This is a genomic window from Cupriavidus pinatubonensis (assembly GCF_019602855.1).
In the GTDB taxonomy this organism is placed as follows: Bacteria; Pseudomonadota; Gammaproteobacteria; order Burkholderiales; family Burkholderiaceae; genus Cupriavidus; species Cupriavidus pinatubonensis.
The window spans coordinates 208,394-229,615 of the sequence record NZ_CP080769.1 but is presented as its reverse complement, the minus strand read 5'-3'; the positions used below and the strand labels follow the sequence as shown (position 1 = coordinate 229,615).

Genomic DNA, 21,222 nt, shown 5'->3' with positions numbered 1-21,222 from the left:
TTTGCATTGACGGCAGAAATTTTTCTTCGACATTCGCTATCAAGCTTGATGAATGCGAGAAGGGGTTTCCCTTCGCAGGTTGTGGGCTTGACGGAAATCATCCATGCCATGATTGCGAATGCACCTACTGAGGTCTGTACATTTGGCAATATCGTGTTGCAGGCGATGCCACAGATGACGGTCGTTTCAGCATCGGCCATCGTCGAAGCTACACTACAATCGGCCATCCTGCTGGCCGCCTCCGGGGAATTTCGCATGAACGATCCAGCGTTCCAACACAATCGTCCCGTCGAGGGTGACCTTGCGCTTCGCAGCGACGCAACCCGCTGGATGTGTGGATCTGCCCGATCTTGTTCGGCCAGTCGGCTCGGGCGCCACGCATCATCATGACTTTTCCGGCCAAAAATCATCATGACGGGTTCGGGGAGTCCGTCACTTGTCCGAAATGGATTCATCCGGAAATTCGCCAATAGGGTCTTTCAACCAACCGCCCTCATAATAAAAAGAAGCGCGACCGTCGCCGCGCCCATAATAATCTGCGAAACGGGGAGCGTTTTGCAGGGAAAAAGCCACACACCGACATCTTATGCGGGTGCGACGTCAAAGACAAATGAAGCATTCTAAGATCGGAGTTAAATGTTCATCGTTGCCGAATGCAATCTTTGCCGGTTGTAGAAGAACAGCACGTAGTCGATGATGTCCCCCTGGGCTTGCGCAAGGTCGCGGCAGTGGGACAACGCGGTGGTGGAGCGCTTCTTCTGCTCGCTAAAGGGCGAGCTCATACGCGAGCGCATCTCAGTTACCTGAACGTCCACCAGGCAGTTCCCACATATTTGCGCTCATGCTGCCCGGTGCTGGTAGGACGGAACGTCTGCGTTGAGACTGGTAGTGCCTTCAGCGGCGACAGGGAAAGTACCCTTGGCCTAAGGACCTCACCTGCCAGGGTCAGTTCCGCCTTGGCGGGGGACTCACGGTCAGTACATCTCCGTGGACACTGCATGCTGCTGGCAGAAGGGCCAATGCTACGAGACACCCGGCACGCCAGAGCTGGTGAGCTCAGCTATGGACGACGTCATTGTCGCCATCAGTCGCTGCGGTGTTAACCGGAAAAAAAGGTTCTTCGCCGATCTGCGTGACCGTTTAGAAACAAAAAGGGCCAACACGCCCACCACTGTTATCTTGGAGTTGCGACACAACAAGAATCAGGAAGGTGGAGGTTGGCCCTGCGCGATTGTATGGCCCAGCTCGGCTGCTGGGAAGGCTATCGCCTGCGCGATAGTTGGGAGGAGACCCGTAATGGGCAGCGCATTTGCATCGTCCGGCTGGAACCTAAGGGGCGCCGGAGACGGTGCTGCGATGGCTGTGGTCGGGGCGTTAGCAGCATCCACGATCGGGTAGAGCGGCGCGTGCGGGATCTGCCAATGTTCGAGATTCCGGTGGAGTTGGTCGTGCCGCGACTTCGTCTGGCTTGCCGGCGATGTGGCCCGAAGCTGGAGCGCCTGGACTGGCTCGCACCCTATGCGCGGGTGACAACGCGGCTAGCCGCCAGCGTAGCGCGACTGTGCAAAGTCATGTCGTTGCGCCATGTCGCGCGCTTCTACCAATTGGCCTGGACTACCGTCAAGCGCATCGACCTGCGCTATCTGGAGCGGGAACTGGGGCCGGTCGACCTGAAAGGCGTCACCGTGATCGCGATGGACGAGTTTGCTATCCAGAAGGGCCATCGCTATGCCACGGTCATCGTCGAGCCGTCGAGCAAGCGGGTACTCTGGGTTGGGCGCGGACGTTCGCGAGAGGAAATCCGACCCTTCTTCAAGCTGCTTGGTCCCGAAGGCTGCGCCCAGCTTCGCGCCGCGGTGATGGACATGAATACCGCTTACGACCTTGAAGTGCAGATGCATTGCCCACAAGCACAGGTCGTCTATGACCTCTTCCATGTGGTGGCCAAGTACGGCCGTGAAGTCATCGACCGGGTTAGGGTGGACGAGGCTAATCGGCTGCGCGGCGACAAGGCCGCCCGTAAGGTGGTGAAGTCTTCTCGCTGGTTACTGCTGCGCAATCGGGAGAACGTCACCCGTGAGGCCGATCAGATCCGGCTTGATGAAATACTGGCTGCCAACCAGGCGCTGATGACCGTCTACGTGCTCAAGGACGATCTCAAGACGCTTTGGACATACCGGCATCCCGGCTACGCCCGGCGCTTCTGGCAAGGGTGGTACGAGCGCGCAATGGCCAGCGGCATCGTACCTCTGTGCCTGTTCGCCAAACGCCTCAAGCCATACCTGCCAGGCATCCTGGCTCATAGCCGCTGGCCGTTGGGAACCAATCTGGTAGAGGGCATTAATAACCGGATCAAGGTCATCAAACGGATGGCCTATGGCTTCCGTGATGACCATTACTTCTTCCTGAAGATCCGGGCGGCCTTCCCCGGAAATCGGTGAAGAACCGAAAAAAAGGCCTCTGATCCATTCTGACCAGAGGCCTTACCCCCGTTCTAGACACATCTAAGATTCATTTCGTTGTACGCGCATAGTAGGCGACAAATGCCGGGATTCCAAAAAGGGAAGCGCCCCACTTAGGTGGGGTGCAGCTTCCGTGTTCGGTCTAAAGTGCGATCTCCTAGCAACCGCTCGCGCGCATGTTGCTGGGAGCAAGCACCTTGGCACATGCGCAAGGTCGCGGCAGGGAACGGGGCAACAACTATATGTACCAGTTCACCGAGCAATGGCATTGAGGACCGCACATCGAGTGAGGCAGCATTTTTCGTGCGTATATTCAAAATCCGTGCAGACCAAGCTGGAGCATGCGTAATGTTCGACACGATGTGCTTCCAAAGCGATCGTCAGTAGGAAGGATAATAAGAATGATGCGCAATGTGAGAATTCGCCCCCCGGGCCAACGGACGTGGCGGCAATCACTGAGGTACTCCGCTTCTGCGGTCTGCTGGGGGCGCCAAGTTCCTACCCAACTGAGCAGAGCCATTTTAATGGGCGCCCGTGCTAATGGTTGCACTCAGGCTGTGATCTCGTCATACGTCCAACGTTTCTGTTGTGGATCCACCTCTGTCAAGGTTAATACGCAATTCACCCATTCTTTCTTCTATTTTGTCGTACCCCGGGATCCGCCCCCGGGCGCACAATGCCATCATGCCGAGTGATATGCAGTTCGGCATTCTCACACTTTGCAAGCGCCCAGCCAGCCGCGATGGCATCCTCCATCGTTGAACACTGACATTGCGCTTCATTGTTCCCTGGTACCAGTACAGCCCACCCGCGCACGGCCGGCACAACACGAATAATCCTTCGTTCCATAGGTTCTTCCACGGGAGAGATAGAGCGGGCGGTGGGCAAGCGTTGAGGCACGGCTTTGGTTTTGCTTTGCACGAAGTCTAAAGACAGCGCCAGAGGGTTGGCCGGATCAAGGGCCGCTGTGCGGCGGAGTCCGTCGCTGGGCGGCACCATGCGCATGGTTGCGGTGTCATGCCTAGAGACAGGCATTCCGTCGTGTTGCCTGCGCGCAGAAGATTACCAAACACTGTAAAGGCTGCGCACGCGCAGTCATGTGGCAAGCGCGATGGAAGCGGACGAGTAAAGCCTGAAGCAGCGGGGCGCGTTGCGAGCTCGTTCTGGACTTGGCCCATCCGGAAGCTGCCGCAGCCATCGTGCCGCGCCAACCTGGAGGTGACCAATGCGCGTGCCGTCGCCTGCAGGCAACACCAGCCGTGCAGGCACGATCGGAAGCCGTACGGCAGCTTCAGACTATGAACATCTCGGTGCTTACACCGCGCCATGACCGCAAGCACCCATGGTCGACCTCGCAACCTGACGGTCTTCTGTTTGAGCCGGCCGTTAGCAGGACGCGGGCTGGGACAACGTCAGGGCGCAATAGGCCGCCCGGCCGCCAGCTGCGTGATCCCGCTTGACGACTTCATTGGCTGTCGCTTCGCGAGCACAGTATGCAGGTTCGAGGGCCTTGCCCATGCGCGCGCAATACGAAGGTCCCTTGGCCATTCGAGCACAGTAGGCCGGTTCCGCCGCAGTCGCCTCGCGAGCACAGTAAGCGGGCTCGTCCGCTGCCGCCTGAGCGAAATACGAAGCTGAAGTCAACGGGCGGCCGAACTCGCGCATACTCAGCACGTCGCTCTGCGCGGCCATTTCAAACAGGCGCGCTTCATCTTCCGGGCCATCGATGCCAACGTACGGATCGTGGTGCAGCACATGCCCAAAGATGTTCACGCAGTCGCTCGCATAACGCCTCGTATCCAGAATGTGGGCGTGCCAGAACGCATCCACTTGCTCGCTGGGAACGGCAGGCACGCCGGGATACTTCGCCGCCATCTTGAGGAATTGACGGTAGCCAGCTTCCGCCGACTCCAGCGATTCCGGGGTCCACTGCACCTGTTTCTGGTGCGACAGCTTGGCCTTGATCCTGGAAAAGTCAAGCGCGTCGATGGCCTGCCACATGATTTCAACGGTACGGTCCCGCATGATTCACTCCTTATTGTTGGACTACGTAAAGACGCGCCGGACCCAATCAGGCGCGCATCGGTTGTGGTCCCCGCTCGAAACCGGGACCATTCTCCATGCGGCTGGCCAGGAACGCAGTGATCTTCGCCGGCGGCAGTGGATGGCTGAAGTAGTAGCCCTGGACTTCGTCGCAGCCCTCGCTGCGCAGAAACTCGAGCTGCGCCTCGTTTTCCACGCCTTCGGCGACCACTTCCAGGCCGAGCCGGTGGCCGAGTCCGATCACCGCGGAGGTAATCTGCGTGTCGCTGCGGCTTTCCGGTATATAGCGGACGAAGCTGCGGTCGATCTTGACGGTATCGATCGGGAAGCGGCTCAGGTAGGCGAGCGAGGAATAGCCGGTGCCGAAGTCGTCGATCGCCAATCGCACGCCTATTCGCTTGAGGCGCGAGAGCCAGCGCGAGGCCCGTTCGGCATCGTGCATGACCATGCTTTCGGTTAGTTCAAGCTCTAGCAGGTTGCCTGGCAGCCTCGCTTGTCGCAGGGCATCGATGATGGTGAGCCGGAGCGACTTGTCGGCGAATTGCCGTGCAGAGAGGTTGACCGCGACGCGCACTGGCGGCAGTCCTTGCGCGACCCATGCGGCATTCTGACGGCATGCTTCACGCAAGGCCCACGCGCCGATGTCGACAATGATGCCGCTCTGCTCGGCGAACGGAATGAAATCTGCAGGCATGATCAAGCCGAGGTCCGGGTGGCGCCACCGGATCAGTGCCTCCACTGCCGTACACGCCCCCGAATCGAGCACAATGCGCGGCTGGTAGTAGAGGATAAATTCCTGCTGCTCGATGGCTCGGCGAAGGTGCGATTCCATGTCGATGCGCCGCTGCAGGGACGCGCTCATGCGCTGGCAATAGAACTGGTAGCCGTTCCTGCCAATCTGCTTGGCACCGTACATGGCCAGGTCGGCATGCTTGAGCAGCGTTTGCCAGTCGTTGCCGTCCTCGGGGAACGAGCTGATGCCGATGCTTGCCGTCATGTGAATCGGCGTGTCATTGACGATGAAAGCGAGCTCAAGTGCAGCCTGGATCCTGGCGATCGTCCGGCCCAGGATCGTCGTGTCGCCCTTGGGGTCCAGCAGCACGATGAATTCATCGCCACCGAAGCGGCTGATCAGTTCTACGTCGGGCAGGCTTTCGCGTAGGCGGTCGGCCATCTCGCGCAGCACGGCATCGCCAGCGTTGTGGCCAATGGTGTCATTGACGACCTTGAATTCGTCGAGGTCGACAAAGATGACATGCAGCGCCTGCTCGCTGTTGCGCGCGCGTGTCAGCGCCTTCTCGAACTCGGCCTTGAACATCAGCCGGTTCGGCAAGCCGGTCAGGGCATCGTGATTGGCGATGAAGCGCAGGTCCTCCTCGGCCTGGCGCCTTAGCAGGTAGTGACCTGTCTGATTGGCAATACCGCTCGCCATGGTGAGCGCGTGCGCATCCGGGCTGCGCCGTGCGCGGGAATAGAGTTCGACGACGCCGAGCGTCACGGGGCCTCTGTTCAGCGGGAAGGCGAACACCGCCCGGATACCGCCCGCCACGAGCCACCGGGCTTGCCCATGGCGGGCCAGCGCGCTTCGGTTTGCATACCATTGGGGCACATGGGAATAAGCCTCACGGGCCAGACACTCAGGGTGTTCAGCGAGCCAGGGCTCCAGCGCCTTGACACGGGCAAGGGTGACGGACGGCAGCTTCAACCCATGGGTATCCTCGCTGGGCCAGAAAGCGCCGGCCTCCCAGTCCATGCCTTCAAGCAGTGTGTGGACGATATCTTCCAATACCTCGGTTTCGCTGGTGGCAGTGGCCAGGTGCAAGGCGATCTGGTGTTCCTGCGCCTGGGCTTGCTCCGCGGACTTGCGCTGGCTGATGTCCTGCGCGGTTCCCCGCAAGACGGCGCTGTCCTGCGCACCATGCGCGTGCCCGATCAGGTGCAGCCAGCCGCGGCGCCGGCCCCGGAACCGGTAGGGACACTCGAACTCAAATGGCAGGCGATCCAGCAAGGCTGCCTGCATCTTCTCGCGCAGCACGATGCGGTAGCCGGCGTCAATCGCCTCGAACAACGTTTCCGGGGTCGGTTTGTCGCCGCGCCAGCCGAGCAGCCGGGCCATTTCGCGGGAAAAGTGCGCGCTGCTCTTTTCCAGGTCGATGCGCCAGTCGCCAAGGCGGGCGATCTGCTGCGCCTCAGAGAGGGCAGCCTGGCTTTCACGCAGGTTGTACGTCATCTGTTCGGCGACGGCAACGGCGCGCGCCCGTGAACTCGACAACGCGTAGGCCAGCCAGCTCAGCAGCACGCTGATGATCAAGCCGGAGATCATCACCAGCGCCGGAAGGTAACGCTGAGGACCACTGATCGCTGTCGCATCGGCTGAAAACGCGATCACCCAGCGCCGTCCTCCGAAGTTCCGCACCACGACCATGCTCAGGACGTGCGAATTCGTGCCGCGAATGGATCCGCCATCCTCGCTTGCCGCCCCGCCATGCGTGACCAGTCCAGTCACGCTGTCATAGAGCAGATTGGTGGCGGAGGGCGAGACCGCCGGCTCGGCGAAATCTCCGGCGTCATAAACGCGGAACCGGATCCTGCGCAGGTTCTCGTTACTGGTCAGGTCCCTCATCAGATCATTCACCCGGATTCCCGCGCCCACCGAGCCGACATAGGCGCTGCGCCGCGCCGCCACGGAGTCCAGGTTCGGCCCCTTGCGATACACCGGCAAGCGCAGGGCGATGCCGACGTGCGGGTTCTTGCCCTCGCTGAAGATCAGGCGGCCGCTACTGACCGACTGGCCGGTATCGCGCGCCCGCTCAAGCGCAGCAAGACGGCGTGGCTCGGCGCCCATATCGATGCCGACCGACGCGAGGTTGATGTCGAGCGGCTCGACAAAGGTCAGCACGAAGTGGCCGGGCCGGCGGCTAGGGGGACGCACGTTGAACGTTACGCCGGCCTCGCGCAGGATGGGGTCGCTGCGCTGACGGGCCACGAAGGCATCGAGTTCGTCGGCCGGTACATACGGCGCGTAGTTCAGCGTCTGGAAACCAGGATAGCGTTGTGGCAGGTTCAGCCCGCTGACGAAATCGCGAAACTCGCCACGCGAGACATGTTCACTGGCGCCAAACAGCGCCTGCATGGTGACCAGTACGTCGGTATAGAGGCGGATCCGAGTATCGATTTGCTGGATCACGTCGCCAGTATCGTTCTCAAAACGCAGACGGACGTCCTTTTCCAGCAGATTGGTGCAGAAGACAAAGACGAAGGCCGTCGTCATCACGCCAAGCAGCAAGGTGCCCGCCGTGATGGTGCACGACCCAAGACGCCCAAACGGGCGCAGCATGCGCGCAAGCGTCTGGCGCAAGATTGTTTCCCCCGGATGTCGACGGCGGCAAGGCAAGTAGCGATTGCCGCCAACGACTGATACAAAAAATGAACTACAGCTGATACGACTATTCGAACATCTGTTTTAAATGTCTTAACAATCTATAGTAGGCCGGGGTTGACTGGCGCTGAATGTTTCGACCTACCCCCCCCACTTAAGTGGGGGTAAGAAGTGGCCCGCACAGCATGCAGGCGGAAGTCGCCACGGCGAACATGCCCGGCCTGGCGAGGCACGACGGAAGCGATACCCGCCGCTTTGCCGCGCGGTTAAAAGCGAGCCGTTGGTTCCAGTGGAAAGCAACCACCACTTGGTGCGATAGCAATATGGTGAAAATCAGAATTAAATTATTTCTAATTACCTGTACTGACAGGGAACGATGATCCGTCGATCCCGGCGGCTGGACACTTGCTGTAAAAAATTCGGTCGTCGTCTAGTATGGATGCGCATGGCATCTCGGGCGCCCTGTCCACGAGACCTCAAAACTGATGCTCGGTTCGAGAAGCCGGCTGAGATAGTTACTGAGACCCCGCTTTCTCACCGTGAAAAATCGGTGGACTCATACGTCTGCAGGGGGAGTTCTTGGACCAGACATCTTCCAGATTCCAGATCCTGGCGCTCTCGGGCGGCGGCTTCCGGGGCCTGTACACGGCCAAGGTGCTGGCCGATATAGAGGATGAAATCGGTGCACCGATCGCGAGCCGATTTGACCTGATCGCCGGAACCTCGATTGGCGGGATCATTGCGCTGGCATTGGCGCTTGAAGTGCCGGCGAGCCGCATTGTCGCCTTGCTGACAGAATATGGGGAGAAGATCTTCATGCGGCGCTGGTCGCTTGCTGGTATCTGGCGGGCCCCTTTCTCTTCGCGTCGTCTGGCGGAATTGCTTTCTGATAGCCACATGTTCGGAGAACGGCTGTTGGGAGCGTGCGCGCACCGGGTAGTTGTTCCTGCAATCAATTATTCCACCGGGCGCCCTCAAATCTTCAAGACGCCGCACCACATCAATTTCAAGCGGGATCACAAGTTCCGGATTGTGGATATCGCGATGGCCACCAGCGCCGCGCCGGCTTATTTTGCACGCTATACGTTCAATAATAATCAGTTTGTCGACGGCGGCCTTTACGCCAATGCCCCAGGGTTGCTGGCCGTGCACGAGGCGCAGTATTCCCTGCTTCGATCACCCTTGGATATTCACGTCATGGCGATTGGCACTATGTCATCAAAATTCACTGTGAACCCGCGGCGCAATCGCGCGGGAGGAACCTACGATTGGGGTGGCATTAATCCATCCAACATGCCGAAACGGCTGTTCGGCCTGTCGATCTCGGTGCAGGAAGCGCTGAGTGATTTCATGCTTTCCCACCTGCTGCCGGGGCGCTATGTGTTGATCGACGATGATCTCACCGACCAGCGGGCGCGCGCCGTAGGAATGGAAAAGGCAGACCAGGCAGCAAGAGAGGTCCTGCTGGGCGCGGCCTCCGAGCGATCGAAGATCTGCATCGGAAGCCGGGACGTGCAGCCTTTCCTGAGACATCTCGCCCCATACCCAACGTTCTTCTACGGGGAGAACGAGAATGCAAGTGCGCCGTCGCGTCGTGGTGCTGGGTTCACTTCACGCGTTCACGTGGTTCCACCTATGCGATAGCGAACTCCATGCGCATGATGACTATAGGTCTGCGCTGGCTCTAATTGGGGTAGAGATCACGAATGGGTGGCGGATACTCGAACACCAACACCGGCTCCAATTTCCGGAGGGCGCCAATCCTGAACACTTCGATAAGGACACGTTGCCCGTTTTGGTCCACGCCGCTGACGTGATAAAACGAATGCCCCTTCCACTCAATCGAACTGACCTCGAGCGGGGATTCGATACCGAACCGGCGCGCCAAGTACTGCAAGCGCGAATCGAATGCCAGATTATCCAAGTAGCCCATATCACTCGGTAAAGATCCAAATTGCTTCGCCCCCCATGGTCATGAGAGACCACCATCCACCCCATACAATTGGATCGGTCAACCGTGGCTATTGCCATTCTCTATCGATTCGATGCGCCAACTTTAAATCGAATGGTTGAAAACTGGAATTAGCTGAGTAACGTACGGTGCTGCTGTACCCAACATGGCTAACGGTACGGTACGCGCGCCGTTTCATGTGACTGTCATCATTTTGGTAGGGCAAGCATGTACTCCACACTGACATCCTTGATTTCAGTGATGGCATGCAGTTCTGCCAAACGGTCCCAAATACGCTCCGCATCAGCATCGAAGCATGGCCAACCCGAGAGCAAGTATCGCCGGCCGCTCGAGGTTGTGCCGACCCCGGTGGTGGCGTCAAAAGTTCGTATGGCCGTGCTTACACGGCCGGCCCGCGTTTCAACACAGAATCCGACAAAATAGCGTTCACCGCCCGCTGTCTCGCGGACACGCCAACGTTCGAGCGTGACCTGTGCTTGGGCAGCGACAGAGACGATGGATTTTATCGACACGATAGTTCAGTCTTCGATGCCAATCGCGAGTATCGCGCATTCTGCGCTGTTCCGCAGAGTGTCGTGAACCAGCGCCAATGACGGTTCCTATGGATTTCGGTATCCAGTTGTCGCATCCAGCATAGGCATGTGAACCCATGCACGGCGTAGCGAGGCCCGCTGGTGAGAGCTTGTCGACGCATAGAAATCTTAGCGGCTGACTTTATGCTGTTCAACATGACTCAAGACCTCATGTCTGCCGCGGACTGACAGCATGAGGCTGGTCGGATGCTGAGGCGACCGAGTTAGGCAATTGCCGACATATTTGCGCGCATGATCGGCATACCGGCAACCGGTCACGCGCCCGCACAAACCTGGTGCATTGGTCGCAAACATCGCGTGGCACCATATGAAATCTTTTCCGACGACATTGCCGGGATACGCCAACGTCGCCTATGCTTTCGATGCGGCAGTTACAAATTGCACGCGGTATAACAAAAAGAAGAATGGGAAAGTTCCACAAGCGGAGTGCCGTGCATCGACGGTTCCCGCAATGGGAATTGGTGCGGTCATGGGGTGAGACTATCGTACACGGCGGTTGCCGTGGGCTTGATAATCCGGCGACTATCTATCCATGGCAGATGCTTTCCTGTTCAGTAAGCCTTTCACGTTTCTCGCCTGCCCGGGCATGTCGGAAGTCAGGGCGGGGGTCGATGCGCTGGAAGCCCTCCCGGGCCATTGGTTCTGGCTCGAGAACGAGGACCTGATCCGCCGGGCTTACGTTCCTGATTTCCTCGCACAAAGCCGCACTGCGCTTGAGGCGCGGATGCCAGGCGGTGCAGCGCTGATCGATGCATTGGCGGACGAGATCCGCCGCAGTGTCTATCTGCTCCCCGACCTTCAACGCCTGGATACCAAAACAGCCGCCGCGGCGCATTCGTACTGCTATTGGCGCTATGCTGCAGATGTGGTCGGGCGGTCCGAGGGTATTCCACGCAGTGCGATAGAACGGCAATTTGACCGGGCGGTCGCACCTCGTGATGGTGCACACAAGTTGCAATGGATGTGCCCGTGCTGCGACGGACAGGCACACTATCAGGTCGATGGCTTGCTCGCCACGCAGCGACCGGCGCGACAGGGCGGGTTTTCTATCGAATGTCGCCATTGCGGTCATCAGGAACGGCTGTACGCAGGATTCCTACATGCTGGCCGGCTGGAATGCGGCTGCACCGTTTGCAGAAGTGTTGTTCAGACGCTCGCGGTACAGTTGGCCAGGCCCGCACGAAAGCTGTCAGAAAACCTCGCGGCCTATGCCTGGCGGCACGCCGTGGAGACCGTCGCGGAAATCCACGAACTCAAGGAAGCCTCCACGCAGAGGCTCGCGCGTAGTGATATTCCGTCAGAGAATGCAAGGGCTTTTGCACTGATTGTCCAGTCGAACGCGAATCTCTCGTTGCCTGAGCTTCTGGCCCAGGTCGATCCGACACTTGAAGGCAGGGTCGCCAAGAATCCGAGAGTCTGGTCTCTCTTGTGCGAGTTGCTGCAGGAAGGCGCGCTGGACTGCGAATGCTCGATCTACGAACAAGAGGGATGCCAGCGCGCGGCGCTTGATATCTCTGTGCTGGACGACGACCGGGAAGGCGGCGTCGCCATCGCGCAGGATGATCTCGGGTACGTCCTAAAGGGTTACCAGCCATCGGATCGCGACGGCTTCGTCAACTGGCTGAAAGCGCTGAAGCGCTTGCGGCTTTGCACAGGAAGCTCCAGCGCAGCCGTGGATATCAGCTGGAAGTCAAATCTTGCCCATTGCCGTATTCTCTCTGGCCGACGCCCTTCAGTGCAGGAGGTGCCCCACGTGTATGCCAGCGGCTCGCAACTGGTGATCGCACCGCGCGCTCACCGACCGGAACGGCCGGTGTACCTGGATGCCGAATTGGAGGCCGTGAAGTTGCTGAAATCCCTCGGCTATGTTGTTCTCAGCCCGGAAGATATCCGCTGGCAGCAAGACCGGCTGGAAGATCTTCTCTGATCGTAAGGCGAGGTCAAGTTGCCTGTCGACGAGTGAATAGATCCATGCCCTCTACTGAAGCAGCGGACTGTATTCTATGCGGAGCCCCAACCTCACGCCGCTGGCGTGACCAGCAGGATCGCGGCAGCTATCGCTATCGTTGCGCCACTTGTGGAGGACGCTACGTCATTACAGCCGATGCCTTGGACCAACTTAGAAGAGGCATGCCCGACACGGCTGAATTGTTGGCGACGGTCCGATCGCAGATTCAAGCGGGCACACTGCCACGCGTCGTGACTAAAGGCGGACGGCAATGGGTAGAGCCAGCAGGCCGCCAATAAGCACCAGTCATTTCCGCAAGGCGTCGCGCAATGACTCCAGGGGCATGATCGTGTCTCGGGACATCCGGGTAAATCCACCGTTAATACTCCCACGTGAGCGTCGTCTCCGTTAGCAGGTGCGCCGCCATCAGGTAGTCCCCGTGTTGTACGGCCCGGGCCTCAAGCTCATCGAGGCACGATTCGGATAGCTCCATCAGGTCGAACAAGCAGTAGAGATAGCGCTGACGAAACGTGGATTTGGTGGCCCTAAGGCCGCGAATTAATGCTTCGGGCGAACGTACGACGATATGTTCGATGGTCCGGAACTGCACCGAAACGCCACATTCCTCACCAAGCCGGCCGAGTTCGATAGCGTCTTGCCAGGCTGTTTCGTAGTCAAGGTCGACCGTGTCCCCTTTGCGCAAGTTGATGTGTTCGACCGCGGAAGCTCGATTGTGAGCGACGAAAAATGTCATCGGCGAACCTCGTCTGCATCGTCATCCCATTGGCGGAGACTGCCGCGCTGCCGCGCCTGGAAAAGTTCATGGATCACAATAGTGCCGAACCTCGCCTTGTCATCGTTGCGCTTTGGAACTTTACCGTCCCAGCTACAGTGTGACAAGGCGGAGCCGGCGTCTCAATCCGACCCAATGGTCAGCAAGTTCGATGCAGCGGCGTGCAAGCTTAACTTGTTAGCAATACCGACCGGTCGGTCACTGTTTGATCAGAACATTTGAGATGCATCACGTCGGGAAAGGCAATTGGGTCGCATCCTGCGAATAGACAATCGAGACTCCGAATTGCCACAGAAAAGGCTTTCGATCGCGGCTGCGAGGCACTATGATGCTCTTTCCAAGCGCACGTTACCAAGACACGCTTGCCAGCCAGACCTTGCGTCCGAGAGTAAAGTGGCCGCTTTATCCAAGCTTGGCCAACCATTCGGGCGGTAGTGAAGTCCCGTAGTCCCGTAGTCCCGTAGCACTATTAGACCTATAGCTTGGGAGACGACTGTGCTGAGCCACCACGAATTTGCCACGTTGGTATTGCTAAATGGCAACCCGAGCCCCATGGAGCTGGACCGAGCGGACATAGAGGCGTTGCCTGCGCGCGAGCTCATCACGCTGGAGCGGCTCGGGCCGGACCATAGCCGTCCCCACGTCACAACCCAAGGCTATGCCTTCCTCAGGGCACTGGGCCGTGTTCCAGCTACGGCCGGCCAAGCTAGTCAAGCCTGGCAATAAGCCTATCTCTTTGTCCCACACCGAACGTCGCGGGCCCGCGAAAGGTGCAGGTTCCGACGTTTCCTATCCATGCCGGCGTACGCTGCAAGCGCGATACGCCGCAATTGAAGATTGACTCAAGTTACCCATAACGGTCTGTCATCGAGTAGCGCAAAGGCAGACCGCATCCAGGAGACGCAAGATGTGGACAGTGGAACAATGCAAGAACGTCCAAGCGGCTGGTTTTGACTCCATGCTCGGATTGGCGAAGCACGCCTTCGATGGCTTCGAGAAAGTGGTCGCGCTCAATCTCCAAACAACGAAGACGAACTTGGCGTTGACTCGAGAAGGCGTATTGAAAGTCCTGTCGGCTCAAAGCCCACAAGAACTCGCCGAACTACAAATGCAATGGCTTCAGCCAGTCACTGATAACGCTTCGTCGTATCGGAGTCAATTGCAGGAGATCCTTGCAGCCACACGCGAGGAGTTCACGAAGGTCGCTGAAGCCCAATACGCGGCAAGCAGGAGCCAACTGCAGGAATTCTTCGAAGGTGCGGTGAGCAATGCGCCTTCAGGTTCTACGTCGCCGCTGGGGGCCTGGCAGGAGGCCTTCAAGGCAACCACGATACTCTTTGAGTCGATGCAATCGACGGCAAAGCAGGCCGTGGAAGTCGCCGAGGGTAGCTTCAATACGGCAGCGGAGGCCGCCTCAAAAGGCGTGCGGCGCCGCGAGGCGCAGCCGACCCACGTAGCCGCAAAGTAGGCCATAGGGTTGGTGGCCCGGTAGATTGCGGACCCAATCGAATTCTACGAGACGTTGGGACCTGGTCTGTTGCTGGGTCCTTCGTCATCCATACCGTTTTACCATTGCTTTGAGGATTGGAGACATGACCAAGAAAGTCGCCGTGGTCACGGGCGGGATGGGTGGTATCGGTGAAGTCATCAGCGTTCGTCTTCACGATGCGGGTTATGAAGTGGCGGTAACGCATTCCCCCGGCAACAGCAGTGTCAAGAACTGGTTGGCGAGCATGGAGGAAAACGGGCGTAAGTTCCACGCGTACCCTGTAGACGTCGCCGACTACGATTCGTGTCAGCGCTGTGTAGCCGCAATCCGGGAAGAGCTTGGGCCCCTCGACATTTTGATCAACAACGCTGGCATTACGCGCGATGCGAGCTTCAAGAAGCTGGACAAGGTCAACTGGGATGCGGTCATGCGAACCAATCTTGACTCCGTGTTCAATATGACGAAGCCGGTGTGCGACGACATGGTCAAACGCGGCTGGGGCCACATCGTCAATGTGTCCTCCATCATTGGCTCCAAGGGTGGCTTCGGCCAAGCGAACTACGCGGCGGCCACGGCCGGCATGCACGGTTTCACGAAATCACTGGCACTGGAGGTGGCCAAGAGTGGTGTCACCGTGAACACGGTATCGCCGGGTTTCATTGCCACCAAGATGGTGGCGGCCGTGTCTCAGGAGATCCTCGATACCAAAATCATTCCGCAGATCCCGGTAGGCCGTGTTGGCAAGCCAGAAGAGGTGGCCGCGCTGATCGCATACCTGTGCTCGGAGGACGCCGCTTTCGTCAACAAGTGTAATTCTATACTCTTATATCAGGTTTAAATATGATTCAATTCGTGGCCCGCGGCGGTCGTGCTGCATTAGTTGTGCGCCGCTGCGCAGGACCGGATCGAGCCCCCGCGTCGATCCGGTTTTTTTTGTCCGATTGATTTTTGCATGCGCTCGCCTGGAAGACAGCAAGAGGTGAGGTCCACCGTGATCAGTCCGTGCTTGCAAGGATTGTGACCTCGTCGAATTCGGCGACCACCTGTCTTCAGAAATCGCCGCGCGCATCATTTGCGGCGCTTGGGGCCGCCGTGAAAGTCTGTTGCCTCGATTCGTCCTTCCCACTGGCCTCGCTTAGTAGTCCCAGGACAGAGCGCAACGCATCTTCTTCGATGAGCCCTTCGTCGCATGCAAAGCATCTCTGGACCCTCAGCACGGCAGTTCGCTCGTCGCACAGAGAATCTATTTCAAGAACGACTGCAGACATCTCTGCCTTTCCGCAATTTGTGCACAGCATGGGGTAGTTAAGGTCCGCTCGAACACCTCTCAGCATTGGAGGCCAATGTCAATCACTTCTCGGGTGGTCGTTGGAATCCGAAGCAATCGTCTCCGACTCGCCGAAGACAATGAACCTGGCTTTGCCGGAACGTTTTGCCGAGTAAAGGGCGGTATCGGCTTTCAGTAGGAGTTCATTTCGAGTGTTGTTGTCGCGGGGCTTTTTGAGCGCCGCGCCAACGCTCGTACTGCACGCAATCTGGTGGCCATTGAGAATGAAGGTCTCGCAGGTCACCGATAGGATTGCCTGGGCGACGCGCAGCACCTCATCCGACGTCAAGACGTCCTCCAAAATCACAGCAAACTCATCGCCGCCTACCCGGGCAACGGCGCAAGTTTCGCCAGCACAGGACTTCAGGCGAGTCGCGACGACGTTCAGAAGCTTATCGCCAACGGGGTGACCGTAAGTGTCATTCACAAGCTTGAAGTTATCAATGTCGACAAGGAGCAAAGCCATTATCTTCGAGCCTTCCTCGCTTTGTACCATCGCTGACTCCAGGCGCCGGTCAAAGCCCTTCCGATTGAGCAGGCCGGTAAAATAATCTGACATGGTCGTCTGCTCAAGGCTACGCATCTTCTGGCGCTCTGCGGTGATATCTCGGGCAAAGACATGCACGCCAACCACCTTGTCGGCCGTCGCACTCCAGGCGGGTTGAAAAGTGACATCAAAGCAAACAGGATGGTTCTCGTAGAGATGCTCAGCCTCAAACTTAACCAGTTCGCCTGACAGCGCGAGCCGCAGGGGAGGCCCTATCACTTTTGCATAAACGGCGGCGCCCCACAGATGCAAGGGGGTCAGTCCGATGATTTCATCGGCAGATACCCCGAATCGCTGTTCATACGCGTGGTTGACGAACACGTAGCGTTCGTCCAAGTCAAGGTAGGCAACCAGGTCCGGTATGTGATTGGCTATGGCATGAATACGTGCCTCCCGTTCCTCTGCCAATTTCCTTGCAGCCAGCAGAAAACTCGTGCGTTCGGCAAGCTGCCCCATAACTCTCGAGAACGTCTTGGCTAAGGAGCCAATTTCGTCTTGTCTTGAGGTCGGAAGCAAAGCACACTTCGAAAAGTCCGTCGCACTTTCCTGCACGACACGTTCCAGGCTCTCCAATGGCGCCAACAGACGTCTGGCTACCCGCCACATCAGTAAGGCAGAAATAGCCAACGCTGCGCCTACGGCTGTGAGGATCCTCAGCCTAGCACGGGTGATTGGTGAGAAGGCTTCTCTTGCCGGAAGTGCGGCAACCAGTTCCCACCCTGCTGTTTCAAGCCGGTGTCGCGCAATGATGGGTCGCGTTGGCCAAGCGAATTCCCATATGGAGCGTGCGGTATCGGTTCCGCATGACTCGTCTTCGGAGCTTGCAGGCTGAAGTACTTTTTCCGGGTCAACGTGCACGACGTAGCGACGGGACCGCCCTGACGAGACAAGGCAATAGGTTCCAGTTGTGCCGATACGGCTGCGCGACAGTGCCAAGAGGAAGTCTTCGCGCCGCAGGTCCAGGCTCCCGACAAGAACCGCCCGTATGCGTCCGTCAATCGAGCGCACTGGTACGGCCATGGCGACGCCTGGCCCGCCAGTTACCTTGCTCATCACCGGTTCGGAAATGACGACAGACGCGCCGCGCAGAGCGTCCCGAAAGTACGGTCGGTGCGAGACATCAGGGTCCGGGTCTATCGTCCTGGTATCGAATGACCGCTTACCATCCGGCCAAGCAAGAAATACCCCATCGAACAACTCGGGAGCTGGAGCGGCCTGCTTAGCCACTCGTTTCAGTTCCGCTGGGCCACGGTCCAACAGCGGGGCAAGATGCTCGGCAAGCCGGCGTAGGATGACAGTACGTACTTCGAATTTGTCGTCGAGTTGCTCAGCGACCAGTCTGACCTGTGCGTCCTGCTGGGCCTGCAGGGAATCCTCTAGGTTTGCGAAGACGTAATGACGTGCGACCAGTATCAGCAGGACCGCGAGGAGAAGAACCACAACGACGGTCGAGGCGACTACCCGGGATTTTAGCGACCAGCGGACCATGCCCTAAACCTTTGCTCTTCTACACTGGCTCATCGCGTCTGCGCATCTGGATGCCTGCGTGCGGGCTCCGACGTAGCAGGAACGTACGAACGAGCATTCATCCGTTCACCCGAATCGGGCATCGAAGGCTCAATGTTAGCCGAATTCCGAATGGCATTGCGCCTATTCGGGCTGGGGTCGAGAATGACGCGGCATCGCCCCCCGGTAGCCACACCCGACCGCCGGGGGGCGTAATGAGCTGTCAATCGAACATTCAGGCGGCTACCGACTAGACAGAGAATCTCCGGCGCTCCGAATCGCATATGCCCCGTTTTTGCGCTGAAAGCTGGCGTTCGTTCCGAACGGCACTGCAAAATGGGAACCTTGAAGCCCACCTGACAGACTCTGTCTGAACGCATCACGCTAGCGCGCGGCGGCAGCAAGCAGCGTCGTGTTTAATCTTAATCATGCCAATGTTGCCGTTTGCCCCATTCCCGTTATCGCCATGTCGGACCACGCAATACCTTTCGTCGATCAGTCATGCTGGCGGCCTCCGCGTTCGAGGGTCAACACGAAGTGATGGCAAAGTCCGAACAGCCTTGGATAAGACGATACCGGAAGTGCTCGCGCGCGTTCCGGAGCGATTGCCGGCGGCGCTGATCGACCCATTGCGCAAGCAGTGGAACGGGCTATCGAGATTGGACGAACAGATCCCCGACATCGAGCGGCGAATGCGCGACTGGATCAAGGAGGACAAGGCTGTGAAGGCGATCAGGGAGATTCCTGGAGCCGGACTTGCTGAAGGCTACGGCAGCGGTCGCGATGATGGGCGATGCCAAGACATTCCGGTCCGGTCGTGAGTTTGCCGCGTGGGGCGGCCGTTGTGCCGAAGCAGACCGGAAGACCCCTCAAGCAAAAGCTGGTACCGGGGTGACGAAGATTTCAACTCAATCAACGGCTTGCCGAGGGGTGTGGTCGATCTTTATCGACCCCGGGGAGACGCTCAAGAACAAGTGCACTAGTTACGCCGTGTCCATCATGCCTGGCAGACAATCCCGAAAGTCCCGATGGAGGCCGCTCACCAGAACCATGTTCGCCTCCGCATCCGTCGAGATCAGCGCCGCCATCTGAGCCGCATAGCAAACCAGGCCGTTTGCACATCGAACCACGTTGTCGACCAGAGTCATGGGGTATCCGGTACCGGATCTGGACATCAGATGCATGCCCCCGTGCGTGAGGCTGCTCAAGGCGCGCAAGGATTGCGCGCGGTACTCATCGAGATGCCCCACGATACCTTTGACGCGCGGATCCTCAAGCTTGAGGAGCTCGTCGAACATGAGTTTCACGCCGGGCGCCATGTCTGCCGCACGTGATGACTCTTCCGAAGGCGGCTCATGGTACTGCCGTACCCATTTCTCGTCAGCCGCCTCCAGCAACCAAACGCCGCGAATGAGCGTCTCGAACTGCGGCCGGAACAACGCCATTGCAGCGTTTGGCATTCCGATCGTGAGCAATGCAATGGCACCCGCGGCGTGCTCCACCGACATTAGTGAGCACTGGTACGCGGAAATCACCCTCGGATGGTCAGTAGGAGCAGATCCGCTCATGCAGGAAACCGCTGCGGCGTGGAGTTCCGCCGAACGCTTAAGGATTTCAACGGGCATAGCTATGTGCGCTCTCTTTCCTGCCTGGCTAGGTGATTCGAAGTCTTGCCGGTCAGGATACATCATGACGCATGAGGCTCTCCTTCAAGGCGACGACGGCGCTGATCGCTTCGACGAGGATAACTAGGCGCCGGCTGATGAATGGCTTGTGCAAGGGGACTCCTTGGTTGCGAAAAATGGTCAGGCGTTTCCAATGCTTTGTACCTATGGCCTTTACTGGAGCGCTGGTTGGTGGGCGAGCCGACGGCTGATATAGCGGCTGTCGATCACGACAACGGTCTTATCGACCGGCGCAAGTTGGCCGAATAGGTGCCTCCAGGCCTGTCTTTCAGCACACCATTTCTTACAGTTGATGCCTGACTCCGCGGGTATCCTTGCAGGCCGTCATTTCCCTCTAAGAGAAAGAGTCCGTGAGACGCCTTGCCATCCTGTCCATTGCCGCCGCCGTACTGAGCGGCTGTGCCGTTGTTCCATACGATGACGGGTACTACGACAGCTATTCTGCCCCCAACTACGGCGGATACCCCGCTCCCGGCTACGGGGCGTACTTCGACTGGAGCAGTGGAGGGTACTACCGCGGTCGCCGAGACTGGGACCGAGGGGAACGCCGTGAGTGGGATCGGGGCGACCGCCGAGGTTGGGATCGCGGCTGGAGCCAGGGTGAGCGGCGAGGCTGGAGTTCTGGCGGTGAGCGAGGGGGGAACCGTGGCTGGAACAACGGCAACCAAGGTGAGAACCGAGGCTGGAGTCGTGGCCGGGAGCGGGTCCAGGATCAACAGGAGAACCACGGCGGGAGCCGTGGCGAGAATCGTGGCAGAGGTCGTGGCGGCGATCGAGATGGTGGTTAAGTGGTCCAGGCCTAGTTGGAGACCGGGCCAAGCGTACGAAGCTGCTGTATGCGAAAGCGAGGCGATCAAGTCGACGATATCCTGACGGGCTTGTGCCCACGTTTTCGTAGCGCGTTCGGGAGATTCGTTCGACCTTCAGTGTCTTGAAGAAGAATCAGCGCATGGTCCTCGGCATTGGCGTGCCGGCTAATCGAGATTTGCATGCCGAGTGTGGTGGCCAAATTTCGATAGGTCCGGCGGGCGTACTGGGTGCCGAGGTCGGACCAATGCCCATTCTGCTGGTGCAACGTCACGGCACAGCCCACTGGAGCCGCTTAAGAAAACCGCATTGTCGGCAATGGCGCAGCTGTGATACAAGATAGCCGCACGTCCGCCGGCGCAAGCCGGCGACATCCCCTACATCTAGTCCTTGGAACATTCAGAGCATGGCAACAGGTACCGTCAAGTGGTTTAACGATACGAAGGGTTTTGGGTTCATCACGCCGGACGACGGCGGTGATGACCTGTTTGCGCACTTCTCCGAGGTTCAGGGAAGCGGCTTCAAATCGCTTCAGGAAGGCCAGAAGGTGAGTTTTGAAGTCAAGCAGGGCCCCAAGGGGAAGCAGGCAGCGAGCATCAAACCACTGTAAGTTTTCTGCGCGGCGAACGCGTCCTGCAAGGGTGGCGATCAGGCCGATGCGTGATCGCCGC

Annotated in this window: 16 protein-coding genes and 1 pseudogene; 9 read left to right on the top strand and 8 right to left on the bottom strand. The window is 58.6% G+C overall.

Annotation, left to right across the window (positions count from 1 at the left end):
- The first annotated feature begins 87 nt into the window (after positions 1–87).
- A complete protein-coding gene (locus tag K2O51_RS32960) occupies positions 88–390 on the top strand; it encodes a hypothetical protein (RefSeq protein ID WP_220632216.1) in 303 nt (100 codons plus the stop codon).
- Positions 391–632: 242 nt separating this feature from the next.
- Here K2O51_RS32960 and K2O51_RS32955 read toward each other — a convergent pair whose 3' ends face one another.
- Complete coding sequence (locus K2O51_RS32955; RefSeq protein ID WP_220632215.1) at positions 633–782, bottom strand: IS3 family transposase; 150 nt, start codon at positions 780–782, stop codon at positions 633–635.
- A gap of 453 nt (positions 783–1,235) precedes the next feature.
- On the opposite strand from K2O51_RS32955, the gene K2O51_RS32950 reads away from it, so the two are divergent.
- Positions 1,236–2,441, top strand: a complete 1,206-nt coding sequence (locus tag K2O51_RS32950; RefSeq protein WP_011295769.1) for an ISL3 family transposase — start codon at positions 1,236–1,238, stop codon at positions 2,439–2,441.
- Positions 2,442–3,083: 642 nt separating this feature from the next.
- Here K2O51_RS32950 and K2O51_RS32945 read toward each other — a convergent pair.
- The 3 genes from K2O51_RS32945 to K2O51_RS32935 form a co-directional block, all read right to left on the bottom strand.
- Positions 3,084–3,311 (bottom strand): DUF2188 domain-containing protein, encoded by a 228-nt coding sequence (locus K2O51_RS32945; RefSeq protein ID WP_220632296.1) that lies wholly within the window; start codon positions 3,309–3,311, stop codon positions 3,084–3,086.
- Positions 3,312–3,848: 537 nt separating this feature from the next.
- The gene (locus K2O51_RS32940; RefSeq protein ID WP_245002030.1) at positions 3,849–4,463 is read right to left on the bottom strand and encodes a glycine-rich domain-containing protein; all 615 of its coding nucleotides are present in this window, start codon (positions 4,461–4,463) and stop codon (positions 3,849–3,851) included.
- Between the two features lie 70 nt (positions 4,464–4,533).
- Positions 4,534–7,863 (bottom strand): bifunctional diguanylate cyclase/phosphodiesterase, encoded by a 3,330-nt coding sequence (locus K2O51_RS32935; RefSeq protein WP_011295798.1) that lies wholly within the window; start codon positions 7,861–7,863, stop codon positions 4,534–4,536.
- Positions 7,864–8,463: 600 nt separating this feature from the next.
- On the opposite strand from K2O51_RS32935, the gene K2O51_RS32930 reads away from it, so the two are divergent.
- The gene (locus K2O51_RS32930) at positions 8,464–9,528 is read left to right on the top strand and encodes a CBASS cGAMP-activated phospholipase (RefSeq protein ID WP_011295797.1); all 1,065 of its coding nucleotides are present in this window, start codon (positions 8,464–8,466) and stop codon (positions 9,526–9,528) included.
- Positions 9,529–10,044: 516 nt separating this feature from the next.
- Here K2O51_RS32930 and K2O51_RS32925 read toward each other — a convergent pair.
- Positions 10,045–10,368, bottom strand: coding sequence for a hypothetical protein (locus K2O51_RS32925; protein ID WP_166487191.1), 324 nt, complete (start codon positions 10,366–10,368; stop codon positions 10,045–10,047).
- A gap of 613 nt (positions 10,369–10,981) precedes the next feature.
- Between K2O51_RS32925 and K2O51_RS32920 the strand changes: the two genes are divergently transcribed.
- The gene (locus K2O51_RS32920) at positions 10,982–12,376 is read left to right on the top strand and encodes a hypothetical protein (protein WP_220632213.1); all 1,395 of its coding nucleotides are present in this window, start codon (positions 10,982–10,984) and stop codon (positions 12,374–12,376) included.
- A gap of 400 nt (positions 12,377–12,776) precedes the next feature.
- Here K2O51_RS32920 and K2O51_RS32915 read toward each other — a convergent pair whose 3' ends face one another.
- The gene (locus K2O51_RS32915; RefSeq protein WP_220632212.1) at positions 12,777–13,151 is read right to left on the bottom strand and encodes a PHA-granule associated protein 4; all 375 of its coding nucleotides are present in this window, start codon (positions 13,149–13,151) and stop codon (positions 12,777–12,779) included.
- Between the two features lie 946 nt (positions 13,152–14,097).
- Here K2O51_RS32915 and K2O51_RS32910 point away from each other — a divergent pair.
- Positions 14,098–14,658, top strand: a complete 561-nt coding sequence (locus tag K2O51_RS32910; protein ID WP_220632211.1) for a phasin family protein — start codon at positions 14,098–14,100, stop codon at positions 14,656–14,658.
- Between the two features lie 124 nt (positions 14,659–14,782).
- Positions 14,783–15,517 (top strand): acetoacetyl-CoA reductase, encoded by a 735-nt coding sequence (gene phbB, locus K2O51_RS32905; protein WP_220632210.1) that lies wholly within the window; start codon positions 14,783–14,785, stop codon positions 15,515–15,517.
- 508 nt (positions 15,518–16,025) lie between these two features.
- On the opposite strand, the gene K2O51_RS32900 is transcribed toward phbB, so the two are convergent.
- The gene (locus tag K2O51_RS32900; protein WP_220632209.1) at positions 16,026–18,041 is read right to left on the bottom strand and encodes a bifunctional diguanylate cyclase/phosphodiesterase; all 2,016 of its coding nucleotides are present in this window, start codon (positions 18,039–18,041) and stop codon (positions 16,026–16,028) included.
- Between the two features lie 560 nt (positions 18,042–18,601).
- Here K2O51_RS32900 and K2O51_RS32895 point away from each other — a divergent pair.
- Positions 18,602–18,921, top strand: a pseudogene (locus K2O51_RS32895) (transposase); the annotation flags it as partial.
- 121 nt (positions 18,922–19,042) lie between these two features.
- On the opposite strand, the gene K2O51_RS32890 reads toward K2O51_RS32895, so the two are convergent.
- Complete coding sequence (locus K2O51_RS32890; RefSeq protein WP_220632208.1) at positions 19,043–19,750, bottom strand: DUF6988 family protein; 708 nt, start codon at positions 19,748–19,750, stop codon at positions 19,043–19,045.
- 495 nt (positions 19,751–20,245) lie between these two features.
- Here K2O51_RS32890 and K2O51_RS32885 point away from each other — a divergent pair, with 495 nt between their 5' ends.
- Positions 20,246–20,617, top strand: a complete 372-nt coding sequence (locus K2O51_RS32885; RefSeq protein WP_220632207.1) for a hypothetical protein — start codon at positions 20,246–20,248, stop codon at positions 20,615–20,617.
- Between the two features lie 340 nt (positions 20,618–20,957).
- A complete protein-coding gene (locus K2O51_RS32880) occupies positions 20,958–21,161 on the top strand; it encodes a cold-shock protein (RefSeq protein ID WP_011295788.1) in 204 nt (67 codons plus the stop codon).
- Positions 21,162–21,222 lie beyond the last annotated feature (61 nt).

What these genes read in the sequence shown, in the direction of transcription:
- K2O51_RS32955 (WP_220632215.1), bottom strand. Translation starts at nt 782, where the DNA reads ATGAGCTCGCCCTTTAGCGAGCAGAAGAAGCGCTCCACCACCGCGTTG.
- K2O51_RS32950 (WP_011295769.1), top strand. Translation starts at nt 1,236, where the DNA reads ATGGCCCAGCTCGGCTGCTGGGAAGGCTATCGCCTGCGCGATAGTTGG.
- K2O51_RS32945 (WP_220632296.1), bottom strand. Translation starts at nt 3,311, where the DNA reads ATGGAACGAAGGATTATTCGTGTTGTGCCGGCCGTGCGCGGGTGGGCT.
- K2O51_RS32940 (WP_245002030.1), bottom strand. Translation starts at nt 4,463, where the DNA reads ATGTGGCAGGCCATCGACGCGCTTGACTTTTCCAGGATCAAGGCCAAG.
- K2O51_RS32920 (WP_220632213.1), top strand. Translation starts at nt 10,982, where the DNA reads ATGGCAGATGCTTTCCTGTTCAGTAAGCCTTTCACGTTTCTCGCCTGC.
- K2O51_RS32915 (WP_220632212.1), bottom strand. Translation starts at nt 13,151, where the DNA reads ATGACATTTTTCGTCGCTCACAATCGAGCTTCCGCGGTCGAACACATC.
- K2O51_RS32910 (WP_220632211.1), top strand. Translation starts at nt 14,098, where the DNA reads ATGTGGACAGTGGAACAATGCAAGAACGTCCAAGCGGCTGGTTTTGAC.
- phbB (WP_220632210.1), top strand. Translation starts at nt 14,783, where the DNA reads ATGACCAAGAAAGTCGCCGTGGTCACGGGCGGGATGGGTGGTATCGGT.
- K2O51_RS32900 (WP_220632209.1), bottom strand. Translation starts at nt 18,041, where the DNA reads ATGGTCCGCTGGTCGCTAAAATCCCGGGTAGTCGCCTCGACCGTCGTT.
- K2O51_RS32890 (WP_220632208.1), bottom strand. Translation starts at nt 19,750, where the DNA reads ATGATGTATCCTGACCGGCAAGACTTCGAATCACCTAGCCAGGCAGGA.
- K2O51_RS32880 (WP_011295788.1), top strand. Translation starts at nt 20,958, where the DNA reads ATGGCAACAGGTACCGTCAAGTGGTTTAACGATACGAAGGGTTTTGGG.